Below are 24,533 nucleotides of genomic sequence, written 5' to 3'. Positions count from 1 at the left end.
TAAAACTAATGCATTCCCTCTATTTGATTTCTGAGAATGCTACTTTGTGTATATCGATGTCAGGAAGATTTCTGGATGTCAGCTTAAACAGCAATTCCAATATCCAATCCTGGCTTGCAAACAAACTAGTTGTAATAATGGTGGCTTTAACGCTGCGGCGGCTGATTTTGACTTGAGCGCCTTGTGAGAAATCGCGGTGTTGATTGATTTTGTTCAATGTCAGAATCGCCATACCGATCGCCCATAAACAAAACCGGCGAATTCCCTTTTCTTGTGGTGGAATCAAACTGGTGTAGGTCAGCGCATTGTGTAAATGGCTTTTGGCAACAGCCAGTAGCTCCGCCAATCCAGCCTGAAATTTCGCATCGGATGTGCCGGGCTGCAAGTCGCGCAGGTTAAATCCGTTTTTAACAAAAATATCTTGTGGCAACCAACAAGCACCGCGCTTGCGATCGTCCCAAATATCCTTGAGGATGTTCGTCATCTGCAATCCCTGACCGAATGAAACCGACAGTTTCATCAACGTGGGTCTGTGCGCATCGATATCTTGCGAGTAATCGCAGAACAGTTCAGTCAGCATTTCGCCAACGACACCGGCGACGTAGTAACAATACTGATTCATCTCGGATAAATCTTTCAGCCCTTCCAGGGATTCGGTTTCCTGATAATCAGCCATGCCTTTCGCCATAATGCGCACGCAACGTTCCAGCGCGTGGCGTTGCACAGGGTTGAAACTATGCGTGATGCGAATGACGGATGGGGTGTTTTTGATTAGATCATGCTCGGCCGGGATGGTGTGGTTGGAAAGCAGCGGGTAGAGTGTTTGCGCGAATTCCTCCGCCGATGCGTTGCCGCATACAACCTCGGCGAACATATCCGAAAGCTCCCGGGTCTGCTCATTGGTCAATGCGCTATCGTCTTCGATCGTATCGGTAATACGGCAGAGCAGATAGGCATTGCCAATCACACGGCGCAGCGCCCCGGGTAATTGCGGGATGGTCAGTGCAAAGGTGCGCGAGACGCCTTGCAAGATATCATCTTGATACTGTTCATCGGCGATACGGGATGGGTTTGTCATCAGTGATTGGTCAAAAAGCGATACGGCATGTTACTACAATTAAACGCGTCTCCAAATGGCGATTTATTGCGGCAGAATTTGTTCGGTTGCGATAAGCTCGTCGATGGTTTCACGCTGCCGGATGACGTGAACGGTATCGCGGTCAACCATGATTTCAGCAGCACGCGGGCGGGTGTTGTAATTCGAGCTCATGCTCATGCCATACGCACCGGCCGACATGACGGCAAGTAAATCTCCGGTTGAAAGGCAGAGACTACGGTCGTGACCGAGAAAATCACCGGTTTCGCAAACAGGTCCGACAACCTGATAGCTTTCGGTTTCACCGTCATTGTTATGCACCGGAAGAATGTCATGATAAGCATCGTACAATGCCGGGCGCATCAGATCGTTCATGGCGGCGTCGACAATAGCAAAGTTACGCGCCGGCGTATGTTTAAGGTATTCGATCCGTGTCAGCAGAATACCGCAATTTCCCACCAGCGAACGCCCCGGTTCGATTAATAGGCGTTGCTTGATGTGTTGCGTGCTGGCGCATAGCGCGGAAACATAATCCTTGATGCTTGGCGGTGTCTCATTGGTGTAGCGGATGCCCAGACCGCCGCCCAAATCCAGGTGTTCAATCTGCGAGCCTTGTGATTGCAAGGCTTTGAGCAATGTGAGCATTTTGCTGCTGGCCTGCATGAATGGTTCAAGCTCGGTCAATTGGGAGCCAATATGGCAATCCAGTCCGGTAAAGCGGATGTGCGGGAACAAATGCGCCGATTGGTAAATCCGCTCGGCTTCTTTGGCCGGGACGCCGAATTTATTTTCCTTAAGGCCGGTTGATATATAAGGATGCGTTTTGGCGTCTACATCCGGATTGACGCGCAGACTGACAGGCGCAATTTTGCCCATGTCTTTGGCGATTTGATCAAGCACGGTCAACTCGGCCTCGGATTCGACATTGAAACACAGAATTCCAGCGTTTAGTGCTATGCGCATTTCTTCAGCATTTTTACCGACACCGGAAAAAACAGTTTTTGCCGGATCGCCGCCCGCCTTAATGACGCGTTGCAACTCGCCGCCCGATACGATATCGAAACCGCTGCCTAGTTGGGCGAAAAGGTTGAGTATGGCAATGTTCGAGTTGGCTTTTACCGCATAACAGATGAGGTGATCCCGGTCTGCAAACGCCGAATCGAATGCCTGATAAGCCTGAGTCAGAGCGGCGCGGGAATAGACGTAACAGGGAGTGCCGAATTCATTGGCGATCTGTTGCAGCGGAACCGATTCAACGAACAGCTCATTGTTGCGGTAATCAAACTCAGAAAAACCGCTCATTTTTTCTGCGCTTGACTGGATGACGCAGAGGCTTCATCGACTTTGGGAAGGTAAAGCGGTCCTTTAAGGCCGCAGGCGCCGAGTAGGCAAATGGAAAGCAGCATGGTAAGAAATGAACGCATGAGGAGTCCCTGGAACAGTAATGACGGGATACTAACATAAGCACATGCTGAATTAATCAAAGTTGTGATTAATTTGCTGGCGAAGCCAGGGTTAGTTTGGCGCTAATGCGGCAGCCAGCCAATCGGCCAATTCATCTAATAGCTGATCATTCGCTGCGCCTAAAGCGGTGACAGCACCCGGTGCATCCGCAGTAGGCGCTTGCTTCGTGACGCTGAAATCTTTCTGTGCCAGCACTTTGCGTGTACTGCGCTCGACCAGGCTGGCGCGCAGGATTATCACGACGCGGCTGTCCGATGCTGTATCAAACAATTGCGAGAATTCTTCCAATTCCGTGTGCAGCACATGATCGGCTGTTGCAACGCTGCTGTCTTTAATGACATGTTCCTGTGTCGTAGTGACGATGCGGTTGCGCAGCTGTTGCGACAGCAGGGCGGCAGGCTTGGCAATCCAGCGGCTATTGGCATAGCTGTACGATTGCGTGGGATTGTGATAGAGCAAGCGGTAGTGGATTGCCGTGTTATCCAGCCAGGAGGGTGCCGTCGTTTCGGCAACCAGTAGGCTTTTCCTTCGCAGTTGCGCTTGCTGAGATGTTTGCTGGGCCTGGATTGCCGATTGCATACCGAAATCATAAACGGCTGCCGGTTGTGATTTGTGCAGAAAAGCACAACCCGGTAGCAGGCAGATGATCAGCAGTAATAAAGATATTTTGCTCATTGGGTATTCCTGCTGGGTGGAACAAAACCGGCTTCTCCAGGCCCCGGCAGGGTGGGAGTACGGCCAAACAACACGCTTTGCGGGTTTTCTTCCAATTGATGAAGCACTTTGTCCAAATTATTGGAACTACGAACAATACTGTCGCTGACCTTGCGCAATTCCGGAATGGTCGTTGTCAGCTCTTGTGTGCTTTGCGATAAGCTATCGAAAATACCGTCTTTCTGATTAATTTTGCCTACGGTAATATTAATTTCACCCAACAACTGATCCAATCGCTTGACCAGGGTGGCGGATTCGCTTGTCAATTCGGTGAAAGAATGCAATACCGGCTGCAAATGCTCCGCGATACCGTCAAAATCACTGGTGGCATGCTGAATATTTTGCAGAATTTTAGAAAAATGATTTTGATTTTCATCGTTCAGCAGGTGATGCATTTTTAATACCAATTGATTGACGTTGCTGAGCAAGTCCTGTCCGTATCCGGCGACTTCGTCGAGTAATGAACGGCGCATCGGAATGCGCGCATCGCTCGCCAGTTGTTCAGTGCCAATACCCTCATCGTTCAGCTGAATGTAGGCCAGCCCGGTAACGCCTTGATAGCCAAGCTGCGCATACACGCTGTTTCTCAGTATAACATTCTCGTTCACTGAGATATGCACGAGAATTTGCTGCGGATCGCCGGGATCGAATTCGATATTTTCAACCTTGCCGATATTAACGCCGCGGTAATGCACCGCCGATTGCGGATTGAGTCCGTTCACCGATTCCTTGGTGACGACGAGATAAGCGGTGCGCTGGATGTTGCTACCGCTAAACCAGATCGCGACTAAAGCGATCGTGATACTGAGGAAAATGACAAAAATGCCGGCTACGAGGGCGTGGGCGCGGTTTTCCATGTGTGCTCCGAGTTGTTTTTTTGCTCAATTTTATGTCGTATACTTTTGAAAAAGCTGGTGATGAAAGGGTGCGGATGGCGGTAAATTTCATCCAAGGTGCCGATGACCACGACCCGCTGATCCGCTAAAACGGCAATCCGGTCCGATAGTGCGACTAGCGTATCCAGATCGTGCGTTACCATGACAATGGTCAGATCCATTTCGTTACGCAACGCCAGCACCAGCTCGACGAAGCTTTCACTCAACTCGGGATCCAATCCGGCAGTCGGTTCGTCGAGAAACAGCACTTCCGGATCCAAGGCCAGCGCGCGCGCCAGAGCGACACGCTTGATCATGCCGCCGGATAAAGCGGCCGGCATTTTGTTCGCATGCTCTGGTTCGATGGCCACCATATCGAGTTTGATCATGACGAGATCGCGAATCATATCTTCACTTAACGTATGCAGCTCACGTAAAGGCAGTGCGACGTTGTCAAACACCGTCAGCGCGCTAAACAATGCGCCTTGTTGAAAAAGCACCCCCGAGCGGCTGCGCACGCATTTTTTTTGCTGGTCGAAGCCGGGATCGGCACCGCTGCTGCCGAAAATTTTGACGCTGCCTTGCGCGGGTTGCTCCAATCCGAGCATTTGGCGCAATAGTGTCGTTTTTCCGCTGCCCGATCCGCCAATGAGTGTCAGAATTTCACCCCGGTAGACTTGTAAATTGATATCGCGATGGACAGTATGATTGCCGAATCGTGTGTACAGCGATTCGATCTCGATAATACACTCGCGTTTGCTCATCGCTAGGTGAGTCCTACGTCGGAAAATAGCACGGCGAAAATCGCGTCGATAATAATCACCATGGTGATTGCGGTTACCACCGATGTAGTAGTGCCTTCACCGAGGCTTTCCGTGTTCGGTTTGATCCTTAAACCGAAATGGCAGGCAATGAGCGCGATCACCATGCCGCACACAATTCCTTTGCCCAATCCGAGCCACAAGTTGGCAATCGGCACAGCGTCGGGCAATGTAGTCAGAAAGTACTGATGGTTTAAACCTAACTGCCATTCGGCTGCGACCATTCCGCCCAATAACGCGATTGCACTGGTCCACATCACCAGCAGCGGCATGGCAATGCCGAGTCCCAGTACTTTCGGCAATATCAGGCGCTGGCTATGCGAAATACCCATGACCGTCAAGGCATCCAATTCCTGGGTGACGCGCATCACGCCCAATTGCGCCGTCATGGAAGAACCGGAACGGCCGGCAACCAGAATCGATGCCAGCATCGGGCCCAATTCGCGGATAATGCTGATTCCCAGAATGTTAATGATAAAAATATCGGCGCCGAACAACTGCAATTGCTTCGATGAGAGATAACTTAAGACGATACCGATCAGGAAACCGACCAAAGCGGTAATGCCGAGCGCTTGCGCACCGGTGCGGTACAAATTGGCTGAGATTTCGCGCCAGGGGATATAAACGGGGTTACGGAATAAGTAAACAATATCCAGCAGCAATTGGCCGATCAACATCACCAATCCCAAACCGTGTTGCCACAACAGGAATGCTGACCTGCCCAAAGCGATCAAAGGCCAGAGCAACCCGCGGTGTTTCATTTCCGGTTTTAAGATGGGCAGATGTTCCAAGCGTGCAAACATTTTTTCGTGTTCAGGGCGTAATTGCAGATGTTGTGGCCGTTGTCCTTGCCAGATGCGCCACAGCAAAGCAGTGCCAGCCGTATCGATTTGTTGGATGCCGGTCAGATCCCAATGAAGATCCTGGTTTCTGGCCTGATTGCCGAGTTCGTCCGTCAATGGTTTTAACACAGATTTTAAAGCCATCAAGGTATAGTCGCCCGTTAAAACAATAGCGGTACGACCCTCTTCAGAGCTAAGCCGGTACCAGTGCTGCAAGGTGTTATGCGCATGATTGCTGTGCATCAATTCTGGCTTGGGTTCATTCATGGGAATGCCAAGATTTTGTCATGGCCTTTAAACAATCGGGATAGTTTTTACTTCTTCAACAAGCGCAGTATCCTGCGTTAAGGATATTTTGCTTCGACGGACTAATAGGAAATCATTGTACTCGTTATAGCGAAGCAGTTTGACAGATTAATGAAAGTGTTTGCAGAAAAACGGTGCATGTGCGAGTTATTTTGCTTGAGCTACGGCAGATCGCGCCAATGCCGGATTGTCGGAAAAATATTTTTTGATGCCCAAGTACATGGCATCCGCCATTTTGTCCTGATAGCCTTTGCTGCGCAGTTTCTCTTCTTCTCTGGGATTACTGAGAAAAGCCGTTTCCACCAGGATAGATGGAATATCGGGTGATTTCAGCACGGCGAAACCGGCTTGTTCGACATTTCTTTTATGTAAATGATTAATGCCGCCGAGTTGTTTCAAAACGTATTCCGCCAATTTGACGCTGTCATTGATAGTGGCGTTGAGTGACAGATCCAGCAGCAGTTCTTTAATGTCTTTTGATTTCGATGTGATATCGATACCGCCCATCAAATCGTTGTCGACGCTGTTTTCCTTGTTGGCAAGCCAGCTCGCCGTGGTCGAAGTGGCGCCGTGCTCGGATAATGTAAAGACCGAAGAACCGTGCGCATGCGCTTTGGGGTTGGCATCGGCATGGATTGACACGAATAAGTCGGCGTTGGCGCGGCGCGCGTTAATGCGGCGTTGCGGCAGGGAAATATAGTAATCGCCGTCGCGCGTCAGAATCGCGCGCATGTTCGATTCCTTGTCGATGCGCTCTTTCAGTTTTTTGGCGATTGCCAAAGTAACATCTTTCTCATGAGTGCCCTGATTTCCCACCGCGCCGGGATCCTTGCCGCCATGACCGGGATCGATCGCAATGATAAGAATCCGTGGTGCCAAGTTTTTCGGTGGTGCTTTGCCGGGTTTCCGGTTGGGCGCTGCTGGAGAATTGCTGAGTTGCTTAACTTGATTCGCTTGGTTCAGTTGCGGTTTGGGCGAGTGCGGCCAGACCAGCCGGATCTGATCCGCTTTTTGTGGTTGATTGCCATTGCCTTTCGTCAACGTGGCAACCAATTCATCCAGAACATCCGCTCCAAAGTCAGCACTAGCCGGGGGATTGGCCCGGGCAATCTGATCCGCTTTGCCGGCTTTTTCGGGATGATAAATATCCAGAACCAAGCGATGGGCAAAATTTTCCTTCGGTTCGATGACAAAGGTGCGCGGCACGACATTGGCCTTCAGGTCGAACACCAGCCGGATGACATGCGGTTTATACTGACCGACGCGGATTTTTTGCACAAAAGGGTCAATGGCATCGACTTTTTGCGGGAGTGTCGATAGCGCCGGAGACAGCTTGGCATTGTTTAAATCGACAACCACCCGGTGCGGGTTTTCCAGCATGCTTAGTTCATAGTCGAGCGGTTGGCCGGATTCCAATGTGATGCGGGTATAATCCGGGGTCAATCCGATGCGAACCGATTTTACCGTGGTGTCGGCGGCCAAAACGGACTGGCTCGGACAAATACAGCAGAAAAAAATCAGAATGAGGCATGACAGAAAGAAATTTCCGGCAACACGGAGATTGCGGTCATTTCGATATGCAGTTACTCGTTTTTTAAATTGCTCCACTGTTTCAAGCATTGTTTTCCCGCCTCTGTGCACGCCTGAAGTTCGATTTTTCGGCCAGTATCGAGAATGCTGAGAACGAGCTGCAAGTCCGGTTTGGGTAATAAATCGCCTGCTTTTTCAGGCCATTCCACCACGCAGATTGAATCTGAATTAAAATAGTCGCGGAAACCTGCTTCTTCCCATTCAAGATAGTCATTGAATCGATAAAAATCAAAGTGATAGAAGTATACCCCAGAGATTTTGTAGATTTCAACTAAATTGTAGGTCGGACTTTTGACGGTATGCGAGTATCCAAGCCCGTGTAGAATACCGCGCGTCAGTGTGGTTTTGCCGGCGCCGAGATCGCCGATCAAGTAAAGGGTTAAGCCGGCATGTAAATAAGTCGATAATTTTTCACCGAATTTTAGAGTTGCTGAATCGTCGGCAAGATAACAGGAAAAATTGTGCGCTGTTTCAGCGTCCGTCGAATGTGCGTTATGCAAGTCAATACCTCAGCAAAAAATATTTCCGATTATGCGGTTTTAGCAACAGCGATCAAGACATGGGGCAAGGAATTGGGCTTCCATGAGGTTCGCATTGCCGATGCGCAGGCGGATATGTCCGCGGTTGAATCCGGGTTGTTCCAGTGGCTGGCGCAAGAATATCACGGCACGATGGATTATATGGCGAAACACGGCACCAAGCGCACCCGGCCAGCGGAATTGGAGCCTGGGACGCAGCGCGTCATTTCGGTGTGCATGAACTATGCGCCGCCGGCGGTTGAAAATAGCTGGGATGTCATTCACTCCGGCGACCGGGCGTTCATTTCACGCTATGCACTGGGGCGCGATTACCATAAAGTGATCCGTGCGCGGCTGCAAAAGCTCGCCGACAAAATCACCGAAGCAGCAGGGCCGTTCAATTACCGGGTGTTTTCCGACAGTGCACCGGTGATGGAAGTGGCTTGGGCGCAGAAGGCCGGTTTGGGCTGGCGCGGCAAGCATACGTTACTGCTGAATCGCCAGGCGGGATCGATGTTTTTCCTCGGCGAAATGTACGTTGATTTGCCATTGCCGGTCGATGAAGAAACCGGCAACTATTGCGGCAGTTGCACCCGCTGCATCGACATCTGCCCGACGCAAGCGATTGTCGCACCCTACACAGTCGACGCCCGCCGTTGTATCTCCTACCTGACTATCGAACTCAAAGACAGCATCCCGGAACCATTACGGCCGCTGATCGGCAACCGTATCTACGGTTGTGACGATTGCCAGTTGGTGTGTCCGTGGAATAAATTCGCCAAGATTACCAACGAAAACGACTTTCACGTGCGCAACGGCCTCGACGATGTATCGCTGATCGAGTTGTTCGGTTGGGATCAAGCAACGTTTGAAGCGAAACTGGCCGGCAGCGCGATCCGCCGCATCGGTTACCAGCAATGGTTACGCAATGTCGCCGTCGGTCTAGGCAATGCGACGTACTCGGCTGAAATCGTTCAGGCGCTGCAAGCGCGCGCGGACGATGCGTCGGACATGGTGCGCGAGCATGTGCAGTGGGCGTTGCGGCAGCAACATCAAAAAAGAACTGTCATTCGGGAGTAATCATCATGAAAACAACATCGGTCATCGGTACGCCGCTCAGTCCGTCGGCGACCAAAGTCATGCTGCTCGGCAGCGGCGAACTCGGCAAGGAGGTCATCATCGCGCTGCAGCGTTTGGGCGTCGAAACCATCGCGGTTGACCGTTACGCCAACGCACCGGGTCATCAAGTCGCGCATCGAGCGCATGTGATCAACATGGCCGATGGGCAGGCGTTGCACGCACTGGTCGAACAGGAACAACCCGATATCATCGTGCCGGAGATTGAAGCGATCGCCACGGAGATGCTGCTGGAGATCGAGAAAACGGGATTGGCAACGGTCATTCCCACCGCGCGCGCCGCCCGGTTGACGATGAATCGCGAGGGCATTCGTTGTCTGGCGGCGGAAACCTTGGAGCTGCCGACATCGCCGTATGCCTTTGCCAACAGCTTGGCGGAACTGCAAGCGGTAATCGACAACACGATTGGTTATCCGTGTATCGTCAAGCCGGTGATGTCGTCATCCGGCAAAGGGCAATCACGGGTCGATCATGCCGGGGAAGTGCAAGCAGCCTGGAATTACGCCGCCAGCGGCAGCCGCGTCGATCAGGGGCGTGTGATCGTCGAAGGCGTGATTCATTTCGATTACGAAATCACGCAATTGACCGTGCGAGCACTGGATATAGACGGTACCATCAAAACCCATTTCTGCGAACCGATCGGTCATGTGCAGGTGCATGGCGATTACGTCGAAAGCTGGCAACCGCAAGCGATGTCGGTGACGGCGCTGCAACGCGCGCGCGAAATTGCCAAGATCATCACTGATGATTTGGGAGGGCTGGGCATTTTCGGCGTGGAATTGTTCGTCAAAGGCGATGATGTGTGGTTCAGCGAAGTCAGCCCACGGCCGCACGACACCGGCATGGTGACAATGTGTAGCCAGAAGCAAAGCGAATTCGACTTGCACGCACGCGCGATTCTTGGTTTGCCAGTCGATACCTCATTGCTGGTGTCCGGTGCCAGCGCGGTGATTTACGGTCAACTGGAAGCCAAAGGCATTGCTTTTTCCGGCGTGGTCGACGCGCTCAACGTACCGCACAGCGATATCCGCCTATTCGGCAAGCCGGAATCGTTCAAGCGGCGGCGCATGGGGGTGGCGCTGGCGAATGGTGCGGATACGAATCAAGCGCGCGAGCGGGCAAAGCTGGCCGCTAGCCGGGTAATACCAATCAAGGATTAAATTTTATAATTAACTCATAGTAAAGGAAAATCATGACGATCGAGCAACTCAATACGCAATTCGGAATCGCAGGACAATTGGAATTTATCGCCGGTAAAGGCGGTTTGCCGATGATTCAGGTCAAAACCGCCAAGGCCAAAGCGCTGATCTCGATTCATGCCGGGCAGGTGCTATCGTACCAACCGGCCGGTGAAGCGGAAGACGTGATGTTTTTAAGCGAGAAAGCGTATTACCAGGACGGCAAAGCCATCAAAGGTGGCGCCCCGATCTGTTGGCCGTGGTTTGGCGCCGATCCGGAAGGTAAGGGGCGCTCCGGGCATGGTTTCGTGCGCAACCGCGGCTGGAATGTGGTGGCGACCGAAGCGCTGAGCAATGGCGACATCAAAGTTACCGTCGGACTCGACGATACCCCGGAAACGCAAGCCATCTGGCCACATGCGTTCAACCTGCGGCAGGAAATCGTCGTTGGCGACACCCTGAACCTATCGCTGATCACGCGCAACACCGGCAAGGAAAAATTCACCATCACCCAGGCTTTTCACACTTACTTCAAAGTCGGTGACATCACTCGCGCAAAAGTATTGGGACTGGCCGGTTGCGACTATCTCGACAAAGCCGGTGGCGGCAACACGCAAAAATATCAAACCGGTGACGTCACCATCGGCGCCGAAGTTGATCGTATCTATCTGAATGTCGGCAATACCCTGACCATCGACGACGCAGCACTCAACCGCCGCATCCAAATCACCTCGCAAGGCAGCAAAACCGCCGTGGTATGGAATCCCTGGGAGAAAATCGCCAGGGATATGGCGGATTTGGAAGATGATGATTACAAACGTTTGCTGTGTGTGGAAACCACTAATGCGGCGGATGATGTTCGAGAAGTTGCGCCGGGTGGGGAGTGTCGGTTGGTGGCTGATTACCGGGTGATGCGGGGTTAATGAGTTGATTGGAATATGGGCATGCACTTACGATCTGATCAAGTCAATTTTGTGAGTGATAATTAAAGTAGGTGATGGGTTTGTTTTGGGTTGAGCTAAAATATTCAAAAAAGGCGGTAAGACGAGCCGGTGATTATTTAATCAGTGATGATTTAGATTTAGATAAGTTTTTCAAGGCATCTGATGTTCTTGATAATTGGCGCTCTTCGCATGCCTATCCACTTCAGTCAATGCTTGGCTACTACAGAAAAATAGCTTTTGAAGTCGATCCAAATGCAGTTGTAGTAAAAAGGCTGAAACGCACTCCTTCTATCCTTGCCAAATTACAACGCGAGGATGGGATGAAACTTGACAGAATGGAAGATATTGGCGGTTGTCGTATTGTTGTTTCTAGCATAAGCCAAGTCTATCAAATACGAGACGCTATTGTAGAAGGTAGAACCAGAAACATTCTTCGTCGCGAAAGAGATTATATAAGCGAGCCAAAACCTTCTGGTTATAGAGGAATCCATCTTGTCTATCGCTACAACGGTTCCAAACAAAACTTCTCTTCCCATTTTGTTGAGTTACAAATTAGGAGCAATGTGCAACACTCGTGGGCTACTGCTGTAGAAGTAGTTGGCACGTTTACTGGTCAGAGTCTTAAAGCTAGTAAAGGTCATGATGCTTGGTTGAATTTCTTCAAGCTAGCTAGCATTGCTTTTGCCGATATTGAAGAAAAAGCTTTAGCAAGAAATGCAAGTACTAGGGATCGACAAGATTTAATTAAGTATATTGTACGATTAGATGTTCTTCCTAGACTAAGAGCATTTGCTGTTTCAACTAATCATATTGGGGATTCAAAAAATAAGGGCATAGAATATTTTTTACTTCTTCTCGAAGTTGACAAGTCAAACATTAAAATATTTAGGTATCCAACAGGTCAATTAGATTCGGCAACGAGAAAATATAGTGCACTGGAAAAAGAATTTAAGGACAATCCCAAGAAAGACGTAGTGCTTGTTTCTGCAGAGTCGATAAGAGCCTTAAAAAAGGCATATCCAAACTATTTTGCAGATACTACTGCTTTTTCTCGAAACATTGAGAAAATAATTGAAGCAAACGAAGCATTAAAGCGAACAAGCTTCTGATTGCATATAGTTACGGAAGCCGGGGGCATGTCTTGATATAATAGTTCGCGATGCCTAAAGCATCAAACTGAAATCTTAGTCGCTCAGATTCTTTCTCAATTTACGAACAAACTCAGCGCCCGGGTGTTTCGACATGCAGCTTCAATCCGAGCGCCTTAATGACTTTCAGGATCGTGGAGAAGCTGGGGTTGCCGTCGCCGGACAAAGCTTTGTAAAGGCTTTCTCTGCCAAGCCCGGTATCGTGTGCAAGCTGAGTCATGCCGCGCGCGCGAGCTATGTTCCCAAGCGCTTTGGCGATAAAAGCGGCATCATCGCCTGCCTCTTCCAAGCAGGCATCGAGGTAAAGTGCTATGTCCTCCTCAGTTTTGAGGTGTTCAGCACTATCCCAGCATCGCAATTTGATTTTGTCCATGGGTTATTCCTTAATTTTACGCGCCAACTCAAGCGCTGTTTCTATATCCCGCTGTTGTGTCGATTTGTCTCCACCGGCTAGCAGCAAAAATATTTCCATGCCAACTTGTTTGTAATACACGCGATATCCGGCTCCAACATGAATGCGCATTTCGGATACGCCTTCGCCAACCGGGCTGCAATCGCCAAAATTACCATCTTCCGCCCAGTCGATTCGCGCCTGAATTCGCGCTTTAGCTATTCGATCTTTCAATTCATCGAACCATTTATCGAAAACTTCTGTGGTTTGAATCGTATTCATCAACAAGATTGTATCCCAATTTATACAGAAAACAAATTATTGACCTTAATGACTGGTGATAAGCTGGGGTCATGTTTTAACATGACGGTCATGCAATGATCGAAACATCAAACTGGGATCTTACACAATGCTCAAAAATTCCTGGTCATTAATCTTGGGGCCTTTATTTGCTTTTATTATTGCCATCAGCATGAGCGCCTCCGGCTGGGATGCCAAAGCATGCTGGACAGGTGCTATCGTTGTTCTGTGCGTCGTCTGGTGGATTTTCGAGCCGATTCCGATTCCGGCGACGTCGATCATTCCGCTGGCAGTGTTTCCGTTGACGGAGGTGTTGACCAAGGAGGACATTGCGCGAGCGTATGGCGACGATCTGATATTGATGATGCTCGGTGGTTTTATGCTGTCAGCGGCGCTGGCGCATTCCGGCGCGCATCACCGGCTGGCGGTTGGGTTGATCCGTATTGTCGGCGGGTACAGCAGCCGACGTATCGTGTTCGGGTTTTTATGCGCCTGCGCGTTTATCAGCATGTGGATTTCCAATACTGCGACCACATTGATGATGTTGCCGCTGGCGCTGGCGGTAATCGATCAGAGCAACGATAAAAAGCTGGCGATCCCGTTATTGTTGTCGATCGCTTACGGCAGCAGCATCGGCGGATTGGGTTCGCCGATCGGCACGCCGCCGAATCTGGTTTTTATGCGCGAATACGAGAGTTTTACCGGTATCACTGTGAGCTTTATCCAGTGGATGAGCTGGGGCGTGCCGGTTGTCATGCTGATGGCGCCGCTGGCGGGTTTGTGGCTGACGCGGTATTTGCGTCATGAAGGTGAATTGGCGATGCCTCCGGCAGGGTCGTGGCGCGCGGAAGAACGGCGCATGCTGCTGATTTTCGGCTTGACGGTGCTGGCGTGGATTACACGCAACGAGCCGTTCGGTGGTTGGAGCGTTTGGCTTGGCCTGAAAGGGGCAACCGATGCCACGGTGGCATTGATTGCCGTGCTGGCGGTGTTTCTGATTCCGAACGGCCGCGGCGGCAAGCTGCTGGATTGGGATACGGCTGTGAGGGTGCCGTGGGGTATCTTGATTCTGTTCGCGAGCGGCATTGCAATTGCGCAGGCATTTGTCGAAACCGGTTTGTCGAAGGCGATCGGCGAGCAGCTGACCATTTTGTCCGGCTTGCATCCGTTGATCATCATCGCTTTCGTCGCAATCGTGGTGGTTTTTCTGACCGAAACCACCAGCAATACAGCCACGGCGGTGTTGTTGATGCCGATTCTCGCACCGGCGGCGCAGGCTGCGGGTATCGATCCCGCATTGTTAATGCTGCCAGCGGCGATGAGTGCCAGTTACGGCTTCATGATGCCGGTTGGCACCGCGCCCAATGCCATTGTATTCGGGACAGGCAAGGTGCCCATGATCAGCATGGCGCGTGAAGGATTGGTACTCAACCTTATCGGCGCAGCGGTGATCACGGTGGTGTGCTATTGGTTGATCGCCTGATTAAGCCGCAGCTCAGACTATCGCCGTATCTTTTCCAATCGAAACAGGGCCCCGGATCGGTTTTTCGTCCCGGAGCAATGTCCGAATGCCCGGCGATATCCTGAATCGGATACTGCTCGCACAAACATTGAGTCAGAGCGATCAACACTTCATATTGCGCATCGGTAAACGGTACGGTGTCGCTACCTTCGAGCTCGATGCCGATGGAGAAATCGTTGCAGCGCTCGCGACCTTGCCAGTTCGAGACGCCGGCGTGCCAGGCGCGCTGGCTGCACGGCACGAACTGAATCAGGGAGCCGTCGCGGCGGATGAAAAAATGCGCGGAGACTTTCAAACCTTGCAACGACTGATAGTAAGGATGAGCTTGCGGGTCGATGCGGTTGGTGAACAATTCGATTACACCATCGCCGCCAAACTCATCCGGCGGCAGGCTGATGTTGTGAATTACCAATAGATTGATGTCCATGCCTGGCGGGCGTTCGTCGTAATTCGGCGAGGCGATGAATTCGGCGGTATCGAGCAATCCGGTGGCGTCCAGGTGCATGTTAAAATCAGCAAAATGGAATAATCACGCATGGTAACCGACTGCAGCAGAACTTGAAAACCGGGAAAAACATGAAACCAGGCAAATTCATCACGCTCGAAGGCATCGACGGCGCCGGGAAATCGACGCAACTGGCGTGGATTGTCGAGCTGTTACAGCAAGCTGGGCAGCGTCCGGTAGTAACGCGCGAACCCGGAGGCACACCGCTGGGCGAGCGCTTGCGGATGTTGTTGCTGGATAAATCGATGGCGATGCACGCCGAAACCGAAGCGCTGCTGATGTTTGCGGCGCGCCGTGAGCATCTGGATAAAGTGATTATACCGGCGCTGGCGCAGGGGCAATGGGTAATTTCCGACCGTTTCACCGACGCCAGTTTTGCCTATCAAGGTGGTGGACGGGGATTGGATCAAGCGAAGCTCGATATTCTGGAGCAATGGGTGCAGGGCGCTTTGCAACCTGACTTGACGTTGTACTTCGATGTGCCGGTGGAAGTCGGCCAGCGGCGCATCAGCCAAATCAAAGAGGCCGATCGCTTCGAGCGGGAGCAAGCTACTTTCTTTCAGCGAGTGCGAAACGCTTACCTGGACCGGGCACGGCAATTTCCCCAACGCATTCAAATCATCGACAGCAGCCGTGATCTGGCAGATGTGAAAGCCGCGGTCGAGCAAACCATCCAACGGTTGTTGCACCATGTCTGACATTTATCCCTGGCAGCAAGCAATCTGGCAAAAATTGCTGCACAGCCGTTCGCTGTGGGGACATGCGTTGCTGCTCAAAGGCAAAAAAGGCACTGGCAAATACGATTTTGCCCGTCGACTGGCTAAATCGCTGCTGTGCACCGCACCGGCAGCTAACCGGCAGGCGTGCGGTCAATGCGCCAGTTGCGGCTGGTTCGAACAGAATGGGCACCCGAATTTTTATCAGATCGTGCCGGAAGCATTCGCTGCCGTAGCGAGTGAAACTGCTGAAAAAGAGGAAAGCGACGATAAATCCAGCGCGAGTACCAAGAAAAGCGCCAGCCAGCAAATCGGTATCGAGCAAATCCGTAAGCTGAACGATTTCGTTTATCTGACCGGTCATCAAAGCGGTTACAAGATCATTCTGATCTATCCGGCGGAAGCGATGAATACCGCTGCCGCCAATGCGCTACTGAAAAAACTCGAAGAGCCGCCGGAAAATGTGCTGTTTATTTCGGTGACGCATCAGCCGCAGCATCTGCTGCCGACCATCCGCAGCCGCTGCCAGCAACTGGCGATGCCGTTGCCGGACGTTGCTACGTCGTTGGCTTGGTTGCGGCAGCAGGGCGTTACCGATCCCGAGGAGTGTCTTGCCGCTGCCGGTTATTCACCGCTGCTGGCGTTGCAGCTTGCACAAGGTGACAACGCGCAGTCGTTCGAACAATTCATCCGCCAGGTTGCCGATCCCAAACGGCTCGATCCGTTGCTGCTGGCCGAGGCGTTGCAGCAAAACAGCTTGCCGGTGGTCGTCAATTGGTTGCAGAAATGGTGCTATGACTTGATCAGTTACCGTACCACCGGCAAAGTCCGCTATTTCCTCACGCAATTGCCGGCGATCCAAGCATTGAGCGATCAGTTGGATCCGCTCGCATGCGGGACATTCTTCCGGGAATTGAACAACAAACAAAAACTGGCGCATCATCCATTGAATCCGCGCCTGTTTTTAGAAGACTTGTTCATCGCTTACGCCGCGTTGGCGCGGCCGCGCTAATCACTTCCGCTCGAAGATATCGTCCGCTTTCAAAACCTTCAGCGCCGCACTGGCGCAGATTTCGTCAAACTCGATACCGGGCGCGCCGCCGACGCCGATACCGCCGACCACTTCACCACCGATCTTGATCGGAAAACCACCGCCCAATAGCAAGATATTGTCGTTCAGACGTGCCAAGCTTTGCAGTTCCGGCTTTTGCGCGACCAGCACGGCGTATTTATGCGTCGAGTCGCGCAGACTGTTGGCGGTGTAGGCCTTGCGGCGGCTGCTATCCAACGTGTGTGGCCCGGCGCCATCGGCTTTCAGTTGCACCTTGAGCAAACCAGCCTGGTCGACGATCGCCACGCTGACCTTGAAGCCGTCGTCGTGACATTTTTTGATTGCCGCCATCGCCGCCCGGGTTGATAATTCCAGCGGCAGCACTTTTTGCGTCGGGAAATCCTGCGCGAAAACGTGACCGGACAATGCCCATAGCGATAGCGCCGCAACCGCGTTGGCAATAGATTGGGATGTGCGTGTGTTGTTCATGGGGTTAACTCCTTTGTTCATGGGATCGAAACAGTAGCTACACGGTGAGATTATCACGGCTAACAACGAAAGGTGACAACATGATGATACAAACGATCGATTATCACGACGGCAGCACAGTATTGGAAGGTTATCTGGCGTATCACGACACCGGCGCGCCGAAACCCGCCGTGCTGGTGTCGCACGACTGGAGCGGACGGCGCGAACTCGCATGCAAAGGCGCGGAACGCGTCGCAGACATGGGTTATGTCGGTTTTGCGCTGGATATGTACGGCAAAGGCATCGTCGGCGCCGATGGCGATGCGGACAGAAACGGCGCGTTGATGGCGCCGTTTGCGCAAGACCGGGCATTATTACGGCGCAGGATCAACGCCGCGCTGCACGCCGTGCGGCAACTGCCGCAAGTCGACCCAACCCGGGTGGCGGCGATGGGCTACTGCTTCGGCGGTCTATGCGCGCTGGAACTGGCGCGCTCCGGCGCGGATGTCAAAGGCGTGATCAGCATCCACGGTATCTTCGCGCCGGGCAATGTTCTCAACGAAACTATCAGCGCCAAAGTACTCTGCCTGCACGGCCACGACGACCCGATGGCGCCGCCTGAACAAGTGCTCGCGTTCGAAACCGAAATGACCCGCGCCAATGTGGATTGGCAAATTCATGTCTATGGCGGCACCATGCACGCCTTTACCAACCCGAAAGCCAACAACCCGGGCTTTGGCACGGTGTACAAAGAAATCGCGGCAAATCGCGCGTACCGGTCGATTGAGAATTTTTTGGCGGAAGTGTTTGCTTGACAGATAACATTAATTTTCCTGATAGATACACAAGGAAGAAACAAAAACGGGAGTCTGAACTCCCGTTCTGAATTAAATCGGAGCCAGTTATAGCATTGATTCTTTTTTGCGGCATGCCATGAATCCCAACAAACCTAAACCGACCAGCAGCATCGCGTAGGTTTCCGGTTCGGGAATCGGTATACCAACGGTATAACCAAAGCTAACCGTTTCATATGCGTTGATAGTACCTAAATTGTAAGCCAAGTTAATTGAATTATTGGCAAAGCCATACATGCCTGGCGCTTGTGAGGCCGCCAGCATAACGGCAGGGTCAACTGGGTTGCAACAAGCGGAAAGATCAATATAAGGAGTCACAGAAAATGCCGATGCGATGTTTGTGGTGTTATGAATTTCGAGTCCCCAGCCATCCAAACTTGTAGCTACAACTGAGGAAGCGCTTCCCGTCGCGTTAATTCCGTTTTGCGTGCTAGAGCCCAAGCCAACCGAAATACCTTGATCTGGGTTCAAGCCAAAACCCCACTGCACGCTGGAAGCGCTAGCTCCGGTAATATTTGTTAGTTGTATTTGAAAAGCGACAATGCCCTCCCTCGGAATGCTAACTGTTTCAACGAAAGTCCATCCGGTTAAACTTGCATTACCTAAGTTTCCCAAAACTACCGCAGAGCTACTAGATGCCATAATAGAAGCGCCAAAAGGATTCGATCCTGTAACTTCATCGGCAATTGCAACAGGTGTGCCATTGACATAGAGTGAATAATTGGATGACCCAGTGCCACCATGATTGATAAATTCTCTTCCAGCAAAGCTGAAGCCAAGCGGGGTTGCGCTGGAAAAATAACCCGCATCGTCAATTGATGCGGCAGTAAATCCACTGGTAATTATGGCATTACCGGCGTGTGCAGCAGTAAAGGTAATGCTGCTTAAAGCTAATGCTACCACTCGTGCGATACAGTTTTTTTCAATGTGCGATACAGTTTTTTTCAATTCGAGTTTCATAATCATTGCCCCTTCCCCTTAAAAAAACTAAAATTTACACAATAATTCTATTACCTTACCTCCTTCTCTATTAATCCTTACTACTGCATCAGTATAATAAAAATATGGTTAATATCCAAAACCGATTGCAGTAAGCGACTACAGCCGCTCCAGCAAAATCTGCCGGATCTCATCATCGGAGAGCACAATCGGATTCGTTTTCATGCTGTTGCCGCGGCAGTGTGAAATGACTTTGTCGAGTCCGGTTGATTGCAATCCGTAGTGTGACAGCCGGGGCAGTGTGAGTTCGTCAGTCCAATGCGCCAGCAGATCGATCAGGGCGTTAAACGCGGTTTCCGGGTCGCTGAAGCGCTGCTGGCACAGAATCTCGGCGACATGTAAATATTTTGCCAGTGCCAGGTTGTTCGGTTCGCGTGCTTGTATGCTGCGGATGTTGATCCGGGTGGCGACTGCGACCAGGGTGCCGCATATGGCACCGTGCGGGATCGGGTAGAAAGCGCCGAGCGGAGAGGCCAAGCCGTGTACCGAACCCAAACCCACTTGTGCCAGCGTGATACCGGAGAGCAGCGCGGCGTAAGCCATTTTCTCCCGGTGCTGCGCCAGATCGCCGTGCTGACGGTAGAGCGGGATCAGCGCGTCGCGGGCGGCTTGCAGGCCGCTGATCGCCAGCGCGTCAGTGAAGGCGTTGGCTTTGATCGAAACATACGATTCCAGCAGCTGTGTCAATGCGTCCATGCCGTTGGCGGCGATCACGCCGGGCGGGCAGCTTTCGAGTAAATCCGGATCGACGATGGCGTATTCGGCAACGAGTTTGTCGTGCCGGAAGGATTTTTTGAAGCCGTTGTCGCCTTGCACGCTGAGTACGGCATTTTTAGTCGCTTCGCTACCGGTGCCGGCGGTCGTCGGTACGGCGATGAACGGTACGGCCGGGCCTTGGTACGGCAATTCCGGACCGACGCCTTCGAGGTAATCCATCACCGAGCGTTGTACTTGCAATAATCCCGCTACCGCTTTGGCGGCATCCAGCGCGCTGCCGCCGCCGATGCCGACGACCGCGGCGAAATGGTCACCGGCGTAAGTTTTGACAAGCTCATCGATCAAAGCGGGGGAGGGTTCTTCCGCTACGGTGCAGTGCTGCCAAGTGATTCCGTGTTGTGTCAGTTGATCGAGTAGGACTTCCCAACGGCTGGTATTGACGAATGAACGCGCGCCGGTGACGAGCAAGATGCGCGAGCCGAATCCTGCAACGATATCCGGTAATTTTTTTAAACTGCCTGCGCCGAATTCGATGCGCGGTAGCCGGGCGACGGAGAATTGAATCATCAGCCGATCACCGGAAATAAGCCTTGGTACGGCACACCTTTACGCGGCTCGGCCATCCAATCCGCGACGGTATCGCGCCAAGCCAGATAATGCGCGGTTTCTTTATGTGCGGCGGCATCCTGTTGGGTTTTGTACGCTTCGTAGAATACAAACTGGGTTGGATCAGCGGCGGATTGCAGAATATCGAAACGCACATTGCCCGGTTCGCGGATCGAATTTTCGTGGTTTATGCGGCACGCTTCCTTAAATGCCTCGACTTTGTCGGCTTTGACCTTAGCATAGACGATGGTGACATGCATGATATGAGTCCTCGGTTTTTGATGGGTTTTGAATAAGCGCCGCGATCGTAGACCGGAGCGTAAAAATTGCGGGGTATTTTACTACCAAACCGGATTACCGCTATGCCTGGCTTTGCTGCGAAGAGAATTGCGAGGGCGTTCAGGACTTATCGGGTTGATTTTCGCGTGCGTGCGCTTCGATACGCTCGATGTGTATCAAGGGCACGAACAGCCAAATCGCCGCCGTCGTGCACGTCGATATGACAACCAGCCAGGTATACGCGTACGCTCCTTCACCGAGTGCTGTGTATATTTGCGCGCCGATGTTTTGCGAAGCCAGTGTGCCGAAATTGAAAATCGACATGAGCAGCGCGAAAAAAGTGGCTTCCGCCCGTTTCGGGCAGGCGCGCGCGGCGAGATCCAGAAACGCCAGGGTGGTGATCATGTTGGTCACGCCCCAGATCAAATGAATGAGCAGTGCGGAGGTTTCTCCGCGGTACGCCAGATAGGTCAGCAAAGTGATTACCGATAGACCGATTGCGATGTTGATCATGCGACGCAGCGGGATCGTTCTCGACATCGACGCATAGATAAGCGCGCCAAAGATGCTGGAAGTGGAGTCGATGGAACTCAGGATGCCGATATATTGCTGGCTGAAACCCAGCGTATCGGTTTTGTAGTAGAAAAACGCCGGGCCGAAGGATGGACTGAAATTGAACAGAAAAATGAATCCGGCGACCAGCCAGACCGAGCGTTCCCCGAATCCTTCCCGCAGTGCCTGCCAGGTTTCCTGAAATGCCTTCGGTCCTGAATGCACATGTTTCTTCTCGCGTACAAAGAATACCGCCATGAGCAGCACGGTGAATGGAAAAATGGCCGCTACGGCAAAGGCAGCTTGGATGTCACGGTGTTCCGCAAAGAATCCGCCAAGCAGCCCGACCAGAATCGATGCCGCTGTGATCGCAATCCACTGCACCGATTGAAAAGCGCCGGTGAGGTTATGCAGCTTGCCGTTTTCCACCATCAACGCATCGCTTAAGACATCGTTGTACGCCAGACCGAACCCCATGATCGTGTAGAGAATAGCGAGCTCCCAGTAGCTATATTGCAGGGTAAAAGCAGCAACCAGCCCGGCAGCGCACGCAAGCGATGAAGTCAGCAGCATATAACTTTTACGCCGCTGACCGAACAGGGGCAGGAAATCCGAGATTAATCCATACAGCGGCTTGATGAACCAGGGAATCGAAGCCAGCAGAAAAAAAGTGGCGACATCGTCGGCTTCCAAACCTTGATCCTTGAAGGTGATCGAGATGACTTGATCGGGTAGGGCGGACATGCCTTGCGCGAAATAGATGATGGCAAACAGAACAGCGAAGCGTTTGGCTTCGGCGGATTTAAACAAATGCAAGTATTTCGCCCAGAAATTCATGTTGATCTACTGAGTGCAGGCATAGATGGTCAGCAATGAATCTGGTTTTGAATGAACTGTAAAAACAAAACAGGAAATAAACGAAGAATTGTCTATGCGTATTATAGCTTGACTGTTTCGTTCTAAAATTGGAATTTGGGCTACAAAGATCAGCTAATCCTGTACCGCAAGATGGCGCCCATGCACCGAAATATGCTTATGATATACAGCGTCGATCGATTTCAATGATCTGGAACCGGATTATCGAATGCAATCCGCCGCTTTGGTAAGATAACGGGACGCAGTGCGGCTGCGAGATGGTTTGAAATTTTAATAGGAGCTTTAATGATGAGAGTAACCCTACAATCGGTTTTAATTTTCGCTCTATTTTTTCTGTTTTCCCCGCAGATCCGGGCGAGCGAGGATATTACCGCTGAGATTTATTTCAACAGGGCAGGGATGAAAATTCTGAGCGGTGCGGCCAATGTGGCGACCGGCTGGCTGGAATTGCCGAAAAATATCGCGATCTGGACTCAAAGGGATAGCAATCCATTAATCGGTGTGGTGGAAGGAACGCTGTGGGGAATTTACCATACTGTGGGACGCACGGGGAATGGTGCGGTGGATTTCATCACTTTTTGGCTGCCGACGTATCCGATTCCTAATCCGATCTTTGTTTGGGATGATTTTTCCAAGGAATCGGATTATCTGGGATGGCGGATGGGTAGGTAAGGCATGTTATCCCGGTTCGGGAGCGGCACTTTCCAAACCGATGGAATTATGCGGTAATGTGCCAGTCTAATTTGCGTTTCACATCACAACGCTTCAGTGGAGTTTCTATGCGAACGATTAAACTGATGTATCTGGCAATCGCAGCAGTTGCAATTCTGGCAAGTAATCCCGTGTGGGCGCGCGGCGGTGGACATGGTGGTCATGGCGGCCATGGTCACAGTCATTTGAGTATCGGCTTGGGCTACTACGGGCCGGGGTTTTATGGCGGCTACGGGTATGGCGGCTACGGGTATGGTGGCTACGGTTTCGGCGGTTATGGATTCGGTTATCCGTTTTATTATCCACCGTACTATTCATATCCGCAGCCGGTGATCGTGCCGTCGACGCCGCCTGTCTATGTTCAGCAGCAACAGGCTCAGCCAACGCAGCAGGTTCAGCCGCAGACAAGCTATTGGTACTACTGCCGGGAGCAGGATGGGTATTACCCTTATGTCAAAACATGTCCCAGCGGTTGGCTGCAAGTAGCGCCTCAACCACCCGAACAATAATCGCGAAGAGGTCAAGCATGTTTACACCTAAAAGATTATCCATTTTATTGGCGGCTGGTGTGTTGTCCGCGTGCGTCAGCATGCCTACAGGCCCGAGCGTGCTGACGCTGCCGGGTTCCGGCAAAAGCTTCGATCAGTTCCGCGCCGATGACTATGAATGCAGAGCTTATGCGTACCAGCAAGTCGGCGGCACCACGCCGCAGCAATCGGCGCAAACCAGCGGCGTGACAAGTGCGGCGGTTGGAACCGGACTTGGTGCTGCGGCGGGAGCCGCTATAGGCGGTGCGCAGGGTGCCGCGATTGGCGCGGGAACAGGTTTACTGGTAGGTGGCGCGACCGGTGCCGGTGCTGCCACGACATCGGCTTACGCATTGCAGGATCGCTACGACATCGGCTATATCCAGTGCATGTATGCGAAAGGTCATCGCGTTCCGGTTTCGGGCAGCATCAGTAGCGACCAACCAGTGAGCACAGGAGCCGGACCAAAAGTTGCGCCGCGGCCAGCGAATTTTACGCCACCACCGCCACCATCGGGCAATCCGCCAGCGCCTCCGCCGCAATAAGCGAGAGGTGGTTTCTGCGCGGAGAAGCGATCAGGAAGAATTCGTTAAGGCCGATCCTCATTCACAAGGAGATGCTGATCATGATGGAACAGAAAAAAATAATCGAACCGGAGAAAGTGGCGTGCGAGGTGTGTTTTAAAGAAATACCGCTGTCCGAAGCCACGAGTGTGAAAGCAACCGATTACATCGTCTACTACTGCGGCCTCGAATGTTACGATCTATGGAAAAAACAGAAAGAACGATCCACTCCTCCAGTAGTCGAGAAAGATTAAATAATGCGT

At 51.9% G+C, this 24,533-nt stretch carries 28 protein-coding genes and 1 pseudogene; 12 read left to right on the top strand and 17 right to left on the bottom strand.

What is annotated here, in order from left to right; translation table 11 throughout:
• Positions 1 to 19 precede the first annotated feature (19 nt).
• The 9 genes from HRU78_08435 to tsaE form a co-directional block, all read right to left on the bottom strand.
• Positions 20 to 1,078, bottom strand: a complete 1,059-nt coding sequence (locus HRU78_08435) for a phytoene/squalene synthase family protein (GenBank protein QOJ23676.1) — start codon at positions 1,076 to 1,078, stop codon at positions 20 to 22.
• 63 nt (positions 1,079 to 1,141) lie between these two features.
• Positions 1,142 to 2,398: a diaminopimelate decarboxylase gene (gene lysA / locus HRU78_08430; GenBank protein QOJ23675.1), complete on the bottom strand. Its 1,257-nt coding sequence runs from the start codon at positions 2,396 to 2,398 to the stop codon at positions 1,142 to 1,144.
• Entirely contained in the window at positions 2,395 to 2,520 is a 126-nt protein-coding gene (locus tag HRU78_08425) for a lipoprotein (protein QOJ23674.1), read from the bottom strand. Before HRU78_08425 ends, lysA begins: the two co-directional genes overlap by 4 nt.
• A gap of 91 nt (positions 2,521 to 2,611) precedes the next feature.
• Entirely contained in the window at positions 2,612 to 3,235 is a 624-nt protein-coding gene (locus HRU78_08420) for a membrane integrity-associated transporter subunit PqiC (protein ID QOJ23673.1), read from the bottom strand.
• Positions 3,232 to 4,131 (bottom strand): MCE family protein, encoded by a 900-nt coding sequence (locus HRU78_08415; protein ID QOJ23672.1) that lies wholly within the window; start codon positions 4,129 to 4,131, stop codon positions 3,232 to 3,234. The genes HRU78_08420 and HRU78_08415 overlap by 4 nt, the downstream gene beginning before the upstream one ends.
• Positions 4,104 to 4,913, bottom strand: coding sequence for an ATP-binding cassette domain-containing protein (locus HRU78_08410; GenBank protein ID QOJ23671.1), 810 nt, complete (start codon positions 4,911 to 4,913; stop codon positions 4,104 to 4,106). Before HRU78_08410 ends, HRU78_08415 begins: the two co-directional genes overlap by 28 nt.
• Before the next feature lie 2 nt (positions 4,914 to 4,915).
• Complete coding sequence (locus HRU78_08405; GenBank protein QOJ24977.1) at positions 4,916 to 6,055, bottom strand: ABC transporter permease; 1,140 nt, start codon at positions 6,053 to 6,055, stop codon at positions 4,916 to 4,918.
• Positions 6,056 to 6,265: 210 nt separating this feature from the next.
• The gene (locus HRU78_08400; GenBank protein ID QOJ23670.1) at positions 6,266 to 7,738 is read right to left on the bottom strand and encodes an N-acetylmuramoyl-L-alanine amidase; all 1,473 of its coding nucleotides are present in this window, start codon (positions 7,736 to 7,738) and stop codon (positions 6,266 to 6,268) included.
• Positions 7,702 to 8,208, bottom strand: coding sequence for a tRNA (adenosine(37)-N6)-threonylcarbamoyltransferase complex ATPase subunit type 1 TsaE (tsaE, locus tag HRU78_08395; protein QOJ23669.1), 507 nt, complete (start codon positions 8,206 to 8,208; stop codon positions 7,702 to 7,704). The genes HRU78_08400 and tsaE overlap by 37 nt, the downstream gene beginning before the upstream one ends.
• Between tsaE and queG the strand changes: the two genes are divergently transcribed.
• The 4 genes from queG (at position 8,203) to HRU78_08375 (ending at position 12,594) form a co-directional block, all read left to right on the top strand.
• On the top strand, positions 8,203 to 9,306 hold the full coding sequence (queG, locus tag HRU78_08390; GenBank protein ID QOJ23668.1) for a tRNA epoxyqueuosine(34) reductase QueG: 1,104 nt from the start codon (positions 8,203 to 8,205) through the stop codon (positions 9,304 to 9,306). The two genes, tsaE and queG, sit on opposite strands and share 6 nt — an antisense overlap.
• Before the next feature lie 5 nt (positions 9,307 to 9,311).
• Positions 9,312 to 10,523: a formate-dependent phosphoribosylglycinamide formyltransferase gene (purT, locus tag HRU78_08385; GenBank protein QOJ23667.1), complete on the top strand. Its 1,212-nt coding sequence runs from the start codon at positions 9,312 to 9,314 to the stop codon at positions 10,521 to 10,523.
• Positions 10,524 to 10,555: 32 nt separating this feature from the next.
• Positions 10,556 to 11,464, top strand: coding sequence for a D-hexose-6-phosphate mutarotase (locus HRU78_08380; GenBank protein ID QOJ23666.1), 909 nt, complete (start codon positions 10,556 to 10,558; stop codon positions 11,462 to 11,464).
• Positions 11,465 to 11,535: 71 nt separating this feature from the next.
• Positions 11,536 to 12,594 carry a RelA/SpoT domain-containing protein gene (locus tag HRU78_08375; protein ID QOJ23665.1) on the top strand — a complete coding sequence of 353 codons (1,059 nt, stop codon included), beginning with the start codon at positions 11,536 to 11,538 and terminating at the stop codon, positions 12,592 to 12,594.
• 112 nt (positions 12,595 to 12,706) lie between these two features.
• Here HRU78_08375 and HRU78_08370 read toward each other — a convergent pair whose 3' ends face one another.
• Together HRU78_08370 and HRU78_08365 are read right to left on the bottom strand one after the other, a co-directional pair.
• Positions 12,707 to 13,006 carry a putative addiction module antidote protein gene (locus HRU78_08370; protein ID QOJ23664.1) on the bottom strand — a complete coding sequence of 100 codons (300 nt, stop codon included), beginning with the start codon at positions 13,004 to 13,006 and terminating at the stop codon, positions 12,707 to 12,709.
• 3 nt (positions 13,007 to 13,009) lie between these two features.
• Entirely contained in the window at positions 13,010 to 13,306 is a 297-nt protein-coding gene (locus tag HRU78_08365) for a type II toxin-antitoxin system RelE/ParE family toxin (GenBank protein ID QOJ23663.1), read from the bottom strand.
• A gap of 127 nt (positions 13,307 to 13,433) precedes the next feature.
• Here HRU78_08365 and HRU78_08360 point away from each other — a divergent pair, with 127 nt between their 5' ends.
• On the top strand, positions 13,434 to 14,807 hold the full coding sequence (locus HRU78_08360) for an SLC13/DASS family transporter (protein QOJ23662.1): 1,374 nt from the start codon (positions 13,434 to 13,436) through the stop codon (positions 14,805 to 14,807).
• Here HRU78_08360 and ampD read toward each other — a convergent pair.
• Positions 14,776 to 15,351, bottom strand: coding sequence for a 1,6-anhydro-N-acetylmuramyl-L-alanine amidase AmpD (gene ampD / locus HRU78_08355; GenBank protein ID QOJ23661.1), 576 nt, complete (start codon positions 15,349 to 15,351; stop codon positions 14,776 to 14,778). The two genes, HRU78_08360 and ampD, sit on opposite strands and share 32 nt — an antisense overlap.
• A gap of 71 nt (positions 15,352 to 15,422) precedes the next feature.
• Between ampD and HRU78_08350 the strand changes: the two genes are divergently transcribed.
• Both HRU78_08350 and holB read left to right on the top strand, forming a co-directional pair.
• On the top strand, positions 15,423 to 16,049 hold the full coding sequence (locus tag HRU78_08350; GenBank protein QOJ23660.1) for a dTMP kinase: 627 nt from the start codon (positions 15,423 to 15,425) through the stop codon (positions 16,047 to 16,049).
• On the top strand, positions 16,042 to 17,079 hold the full coding sequence (gene holB, locus HRU78_08345) for a DNA polymerase III subunit delta' (protein QOJ23659.1): 1,038 nt from the start codon (positions 16,042 to 16,044) through the stop codon (positions 17,077 to 17,079). The genes HRU78_08350 and holB overlap by 8 nt, the downstream gene beginning before the upstream one ends.
• Here the strand turns inward: holB and HRU78_08340 are convergent, their stop codons facing one another.
• Complete coding sequence (locus HRU78_08340; protein ID QOJ23658.1) at positions 17,080 to 17,607, bottom strand: heme-binding protein; 528 nt, start codon at positions 17,605 to 17,607, stop codon at positions 17,080 to 17,082.
• An 80-nt stretch (positions 17,608 to 17,687) separates the two neighbouring features.
• Between HRU78_08340 and HRU78_08335 the strand changes: the two genes are divergently transcribed.
• Positions 17,688 to 18,401 carry a dienelactone hydrolase family protein gene (locus tag HRU78_08335; GenBank protein ID QOJ23657.1) on the top strand — a complete coding sequence of 238 codons (714 nt, stop codon included), beginning with the start codon at positions 17,688 to 17,690 and terminating at the stop codon, positions 18,399 to 18,401.
• 87 nt (positions 18,402 to 18,488) lie between these two features.
• Here the strand turns inward: HRU78_08335 and HRU78_08330 are convergent.
• The 4 genes and pseudogenes from HRU78_08330 to HRU78_08315 form a co-directional block, all read right to left on the bottom strand.
• Positions 18,489 to 18,581 (bottom strand): annotated as a pseudogene (locus tag HRU78_08330) (PEP-CTERM sorting domain-containing protein).
• A gap of 957 nt (positions 18,582 to 19,538) precedes the next feature.
• Positions 19,539 to 20,723, bottom strand: a complete 1,185-nt coding sequence (locus HRU78_08325) for an iron-containing alcohol dehydrogenase (GenBank protein ID QOJ23656.1) — start codon at positions 20,721 to 20,723, stop codon at positions 19,539 to 19,541.
• Positions 20,723 to 21,022, bottom strand: a complete 300-nt coding sequence (locus HRU78_08320; GenBank protein QOJ23655.1) for an antibiotic biosynthesis monooxygenase — start codon at positions 21,020 to 21,022, stop codon at positions 20,723 to 20,725. Before HRU78_08320 ends, HRU78_08325 begins: the two co-directional genes overlap by 1 nt.
• 139 nt (positions 21,023 to 21,161) lie before the next feature.
• Positions 21,162 to 22,430 (bottom strand): folate/biopterin family MFS transporter, encoded by a 1,269-nt coding sequence (locus HRU78_08315; GenBank protein QOJ23654.1) that lies wholly within the window; start codon positions 22,428 to 22,430, stop codon positions 21,162 to 21,164.
• A 327-nt stretch (positions 22,431 to 22,757) separates the two neighbouring features.
• Between HRU78_08315 and HRU78_08310 the strand changes: the two genes are divergently transcribed.
• The 4 genes from HRU78_08310 to HRU78_08295 all read left to right on the top strand — a co-directional run bounded on the left by HRU78_08310 (position 22,758) and on the right by HRU78_08295 (position 24,524).
• The gene (locus HRU78_08310; GenBank protein QOJ24976.1) at positions 22,758 to 23,141 is read left to right on the top strand and encodes an exosortase system-associated protein, TIGR04073 family; all 384 of its coding nucleotides are present in this window, start codon (positions 22,758 to 22,760) and stop codon (positions 23,139 to 23,141) included.
• Positions 23,142 to 23,248: 107 nt separating this feature from the next.
• The gene (locus HRU78_08305; protein ID QOJ23653.1) at positions 23,249 to 23,689 is read left to right on the top strand and encodes a hypothetical protein; all 441 of its coding nucleotides are present in this window, start codon (positions 23,249 to 23,251) and stop codon (positions 23,687 to 23,689) included.
• A gap of 17 nt (positions 23,690 to 23,706) precedes the next feature.
• Entirely contained in the window at positions 23,707 to 24,252 is a 546-nt protein-coding gene (locus HRU78_08300; protein QOJ23652.1) for a hypothetical protein, read from the top strand.
• A gap of 80 nt (positions 24,253 to 24,332) precedes the next feature.
• Positions 24,333 to 24,524, top strand: a complete 192-nt coding sequence (locus HRU78_08295) for a DUF3330 domain-containing protein (protein ID QOJ23651.1) — start codon at positions 24,333 to 24,335, stop codon at positions 24,522 to 24,524.
• Positions 24,525 to 24,533 lie beyond the last annotated feature (9 nt).

It is taken from the genome of Gammaproteobacteria bacterium (assembly GCA_015709635.1).
GTDB lineage: Bacteria > Pseudomonadota > Gammaproteobacteria > Burkholderiales > Nitrosomonadaceae > Nitrosomonas.
This window is presented reverse-complemented; position numbering and strand designations above follow the sequence as displayed.

What these genes read in the sequence shown, in the direction of transcription:
- HRU78_08335 (QOJ23657.1), top strand. Translation starts at nt 17,688, where the DNA reads ATGATGATACAAACGATCGATTATCACGACGGCAGCACAGTATTGGAA.
- lysA (QOJ23675.1), bottom strand. Translation starts at nt 2,398, where the DNA reads ATGAGCGGTTTTTCTGAGTTTGATTACCGCAACAATGAGCTGTTCGTT.
- HRU78_08405 (QOJ24977.1), bottom strand. Translation starts at nt 6,055, where the DNA reads ATGCACAGCAATCATGCGCATAACACCTTGCAGCACTGGTACCGGCTT.
- holB (QOJ23659.1), top strand. Translation starts at nt 16,042, where the DNA reads ATGTCTGACATTTATCCCTGGCAGCAAGCAATCTGGCAAAAATTGCTG.
- HRU78_08425 (QOJ23674.1), bottom strand. Translation starts at nt 2,520, where the DNA reads ATGCGTTCATTTCTTACCATGCTGCTTTCCATTTGCCTACTCGGCGCC.
- HRU78_08435 (QOJ23676.1), bottom strand. Translation starts at nt 1,078, where the DNA reads ATGACAAACCCATCCCGTATCGCCGATGAACAGTATCAAGATGATATC.
- HRU78_08305 (QOJ23653.1), top strand. Translation starts at nt 23,249, where the DNA reads ATGCGAACGATTAAACTGATGTATCTGGCAATCGCAGCAGTTGCAATT.
- HRU78_08320 (QOJ23655.1), bottom strand. Translation starts at nt 21,022, where the DNA reads ATGCATGTCACCATCGTCTATGCTAAGGTCAAAGCCGACAAAGTCGAG.
- HRU78_08400 (QOJ23670.1), bottom strand. Translation starts at nt 7,738, where the DNA reads ATGCTTGAAACAGTGGAGCAATTTAAAAAACGAGTAACTGCATATCGA.
- queG (QOJ23668.1), top strand. Translation starts at nt 8,203, where the DNA reads ATGCAAGTCAATACCTCAGCAAAAAATATTTCCGATTATGCGGTTTTA.
- HRU78_08415 (QOJ23672.1), bottom strand. Translation starts at nt 4,131, where the DNA reads ATGGAAAACCGCGCCCACGCCCTCGTAGCCGGCATTTTTGTCATTTTC.
- ampD (QOJ23661.1), bottom strand. Translation starts at nt 15,351, where the DNA reads ATGCACCTGGACGCCACCGGATTGCTCGATACCGCCGAATTCATCGCC.
- HRU78_08360 (QOJ23662.1), top strand. Translation starts at nt 13,434, where the DNA reads ATGCTCAAAAATTCCTGGTCATTAATCTTGGGGCCTTTATTTGCTTTT.
- HRU78_08340 (QOJ23658.1), bottom strand. Translation starts at nt 17,607, where the DNA reads ATGAACAACACACGCACATCCCAATCTATTGCCAACGCGGTTGCGGCG.
- HRU78_08365 (QOJ23663.1), bottom strand. Translation starts at nt 13,306, where the DNA reads ATGAATACGATTCAAACCACAGAAGTTTTCGATAAATGGTTCGATGAA.
- purT (QOJ23667.1), top strand. Translation starts at nt 9,312, where the DNA reads ATGAAAACAACATCGGTCATCGGTACGCCGCTCAGTCCGTCGGCGACC.
- HRU78_08380 (QOJ23666.1), top strand. Translation starts at nt 10,556, where the DNA reads ATGACGATCGAGCAACTCAATACGCAATTCGGAATCGCAGGACAATTG.
- HRU78_08325 (QOJ23656.1), bottom strand. Translation starts at nt 20,723, where the DNA reads ATGATTCAATTCTCCGTCGCCCGGCTACCGCGCATCGAATTCGGCGCA.
- HRU78_08410 (QOJ23671.1), bottom strand. Translation starts at nt 4,913, where the DNA reads ATGAGCAAACGCGAGTGTATTATCGAGATCGAATCGCTGTACACACGA.
- HRU78_08420 (QOJ23673.1), bottom strand. Translation starts at nt 3,235, where the DNA reads ATGAGCAAAATATCTTTATTACTGCTGATCATCTGCCTGCTACCGGGT.
- HRU78_08315 (QOJ23654.1), bottom strand. Translation starts at nt 22,430, where the DNA reads ATGAATTTCTGGGCGAAATACTTGCATTTGTTTAAATCCGCCGAAGCC.
- HRU78_08350 (QOJ23660.1), top strand. Translation starts at nt 15,423, where the DNA reads ATGAAACCAGGCAAATTCATCACGCTCGAAGGCATCGACGGCGCCGGG.
- HRU78_08300 (QOJ23652.1), top strand. Translation starts at nt 23,707, where the DNA reads ATGTTTACACCTAAAAGATTATCCATTTTATTGGCGGCTGGTGTGTTG.
- HRU78_08370 (QOJ23664.1), bottom strand. Translation starts at nt 13,006, where the DNA reads ATGGACAAAATCAAATTGCGATGCTGGGATAGTGCTGAACACCTCAAA.
- HRU78_08295 (QOJ23651.1), top strand. Translation starts at nt 24,333, where the DNA reads ATGATGGAACAGAAAAAAATAATCGAACCGGAGAAAGTGGCGTGCGAG.
- HRU78_08310 (QOJ24976.1), top strand. Translation starts at nt 22,758, where the DNA reads ATGAGAGTAACCCTACAATCGGTTTTAATTTTCGCTCTATTTTTTCTG.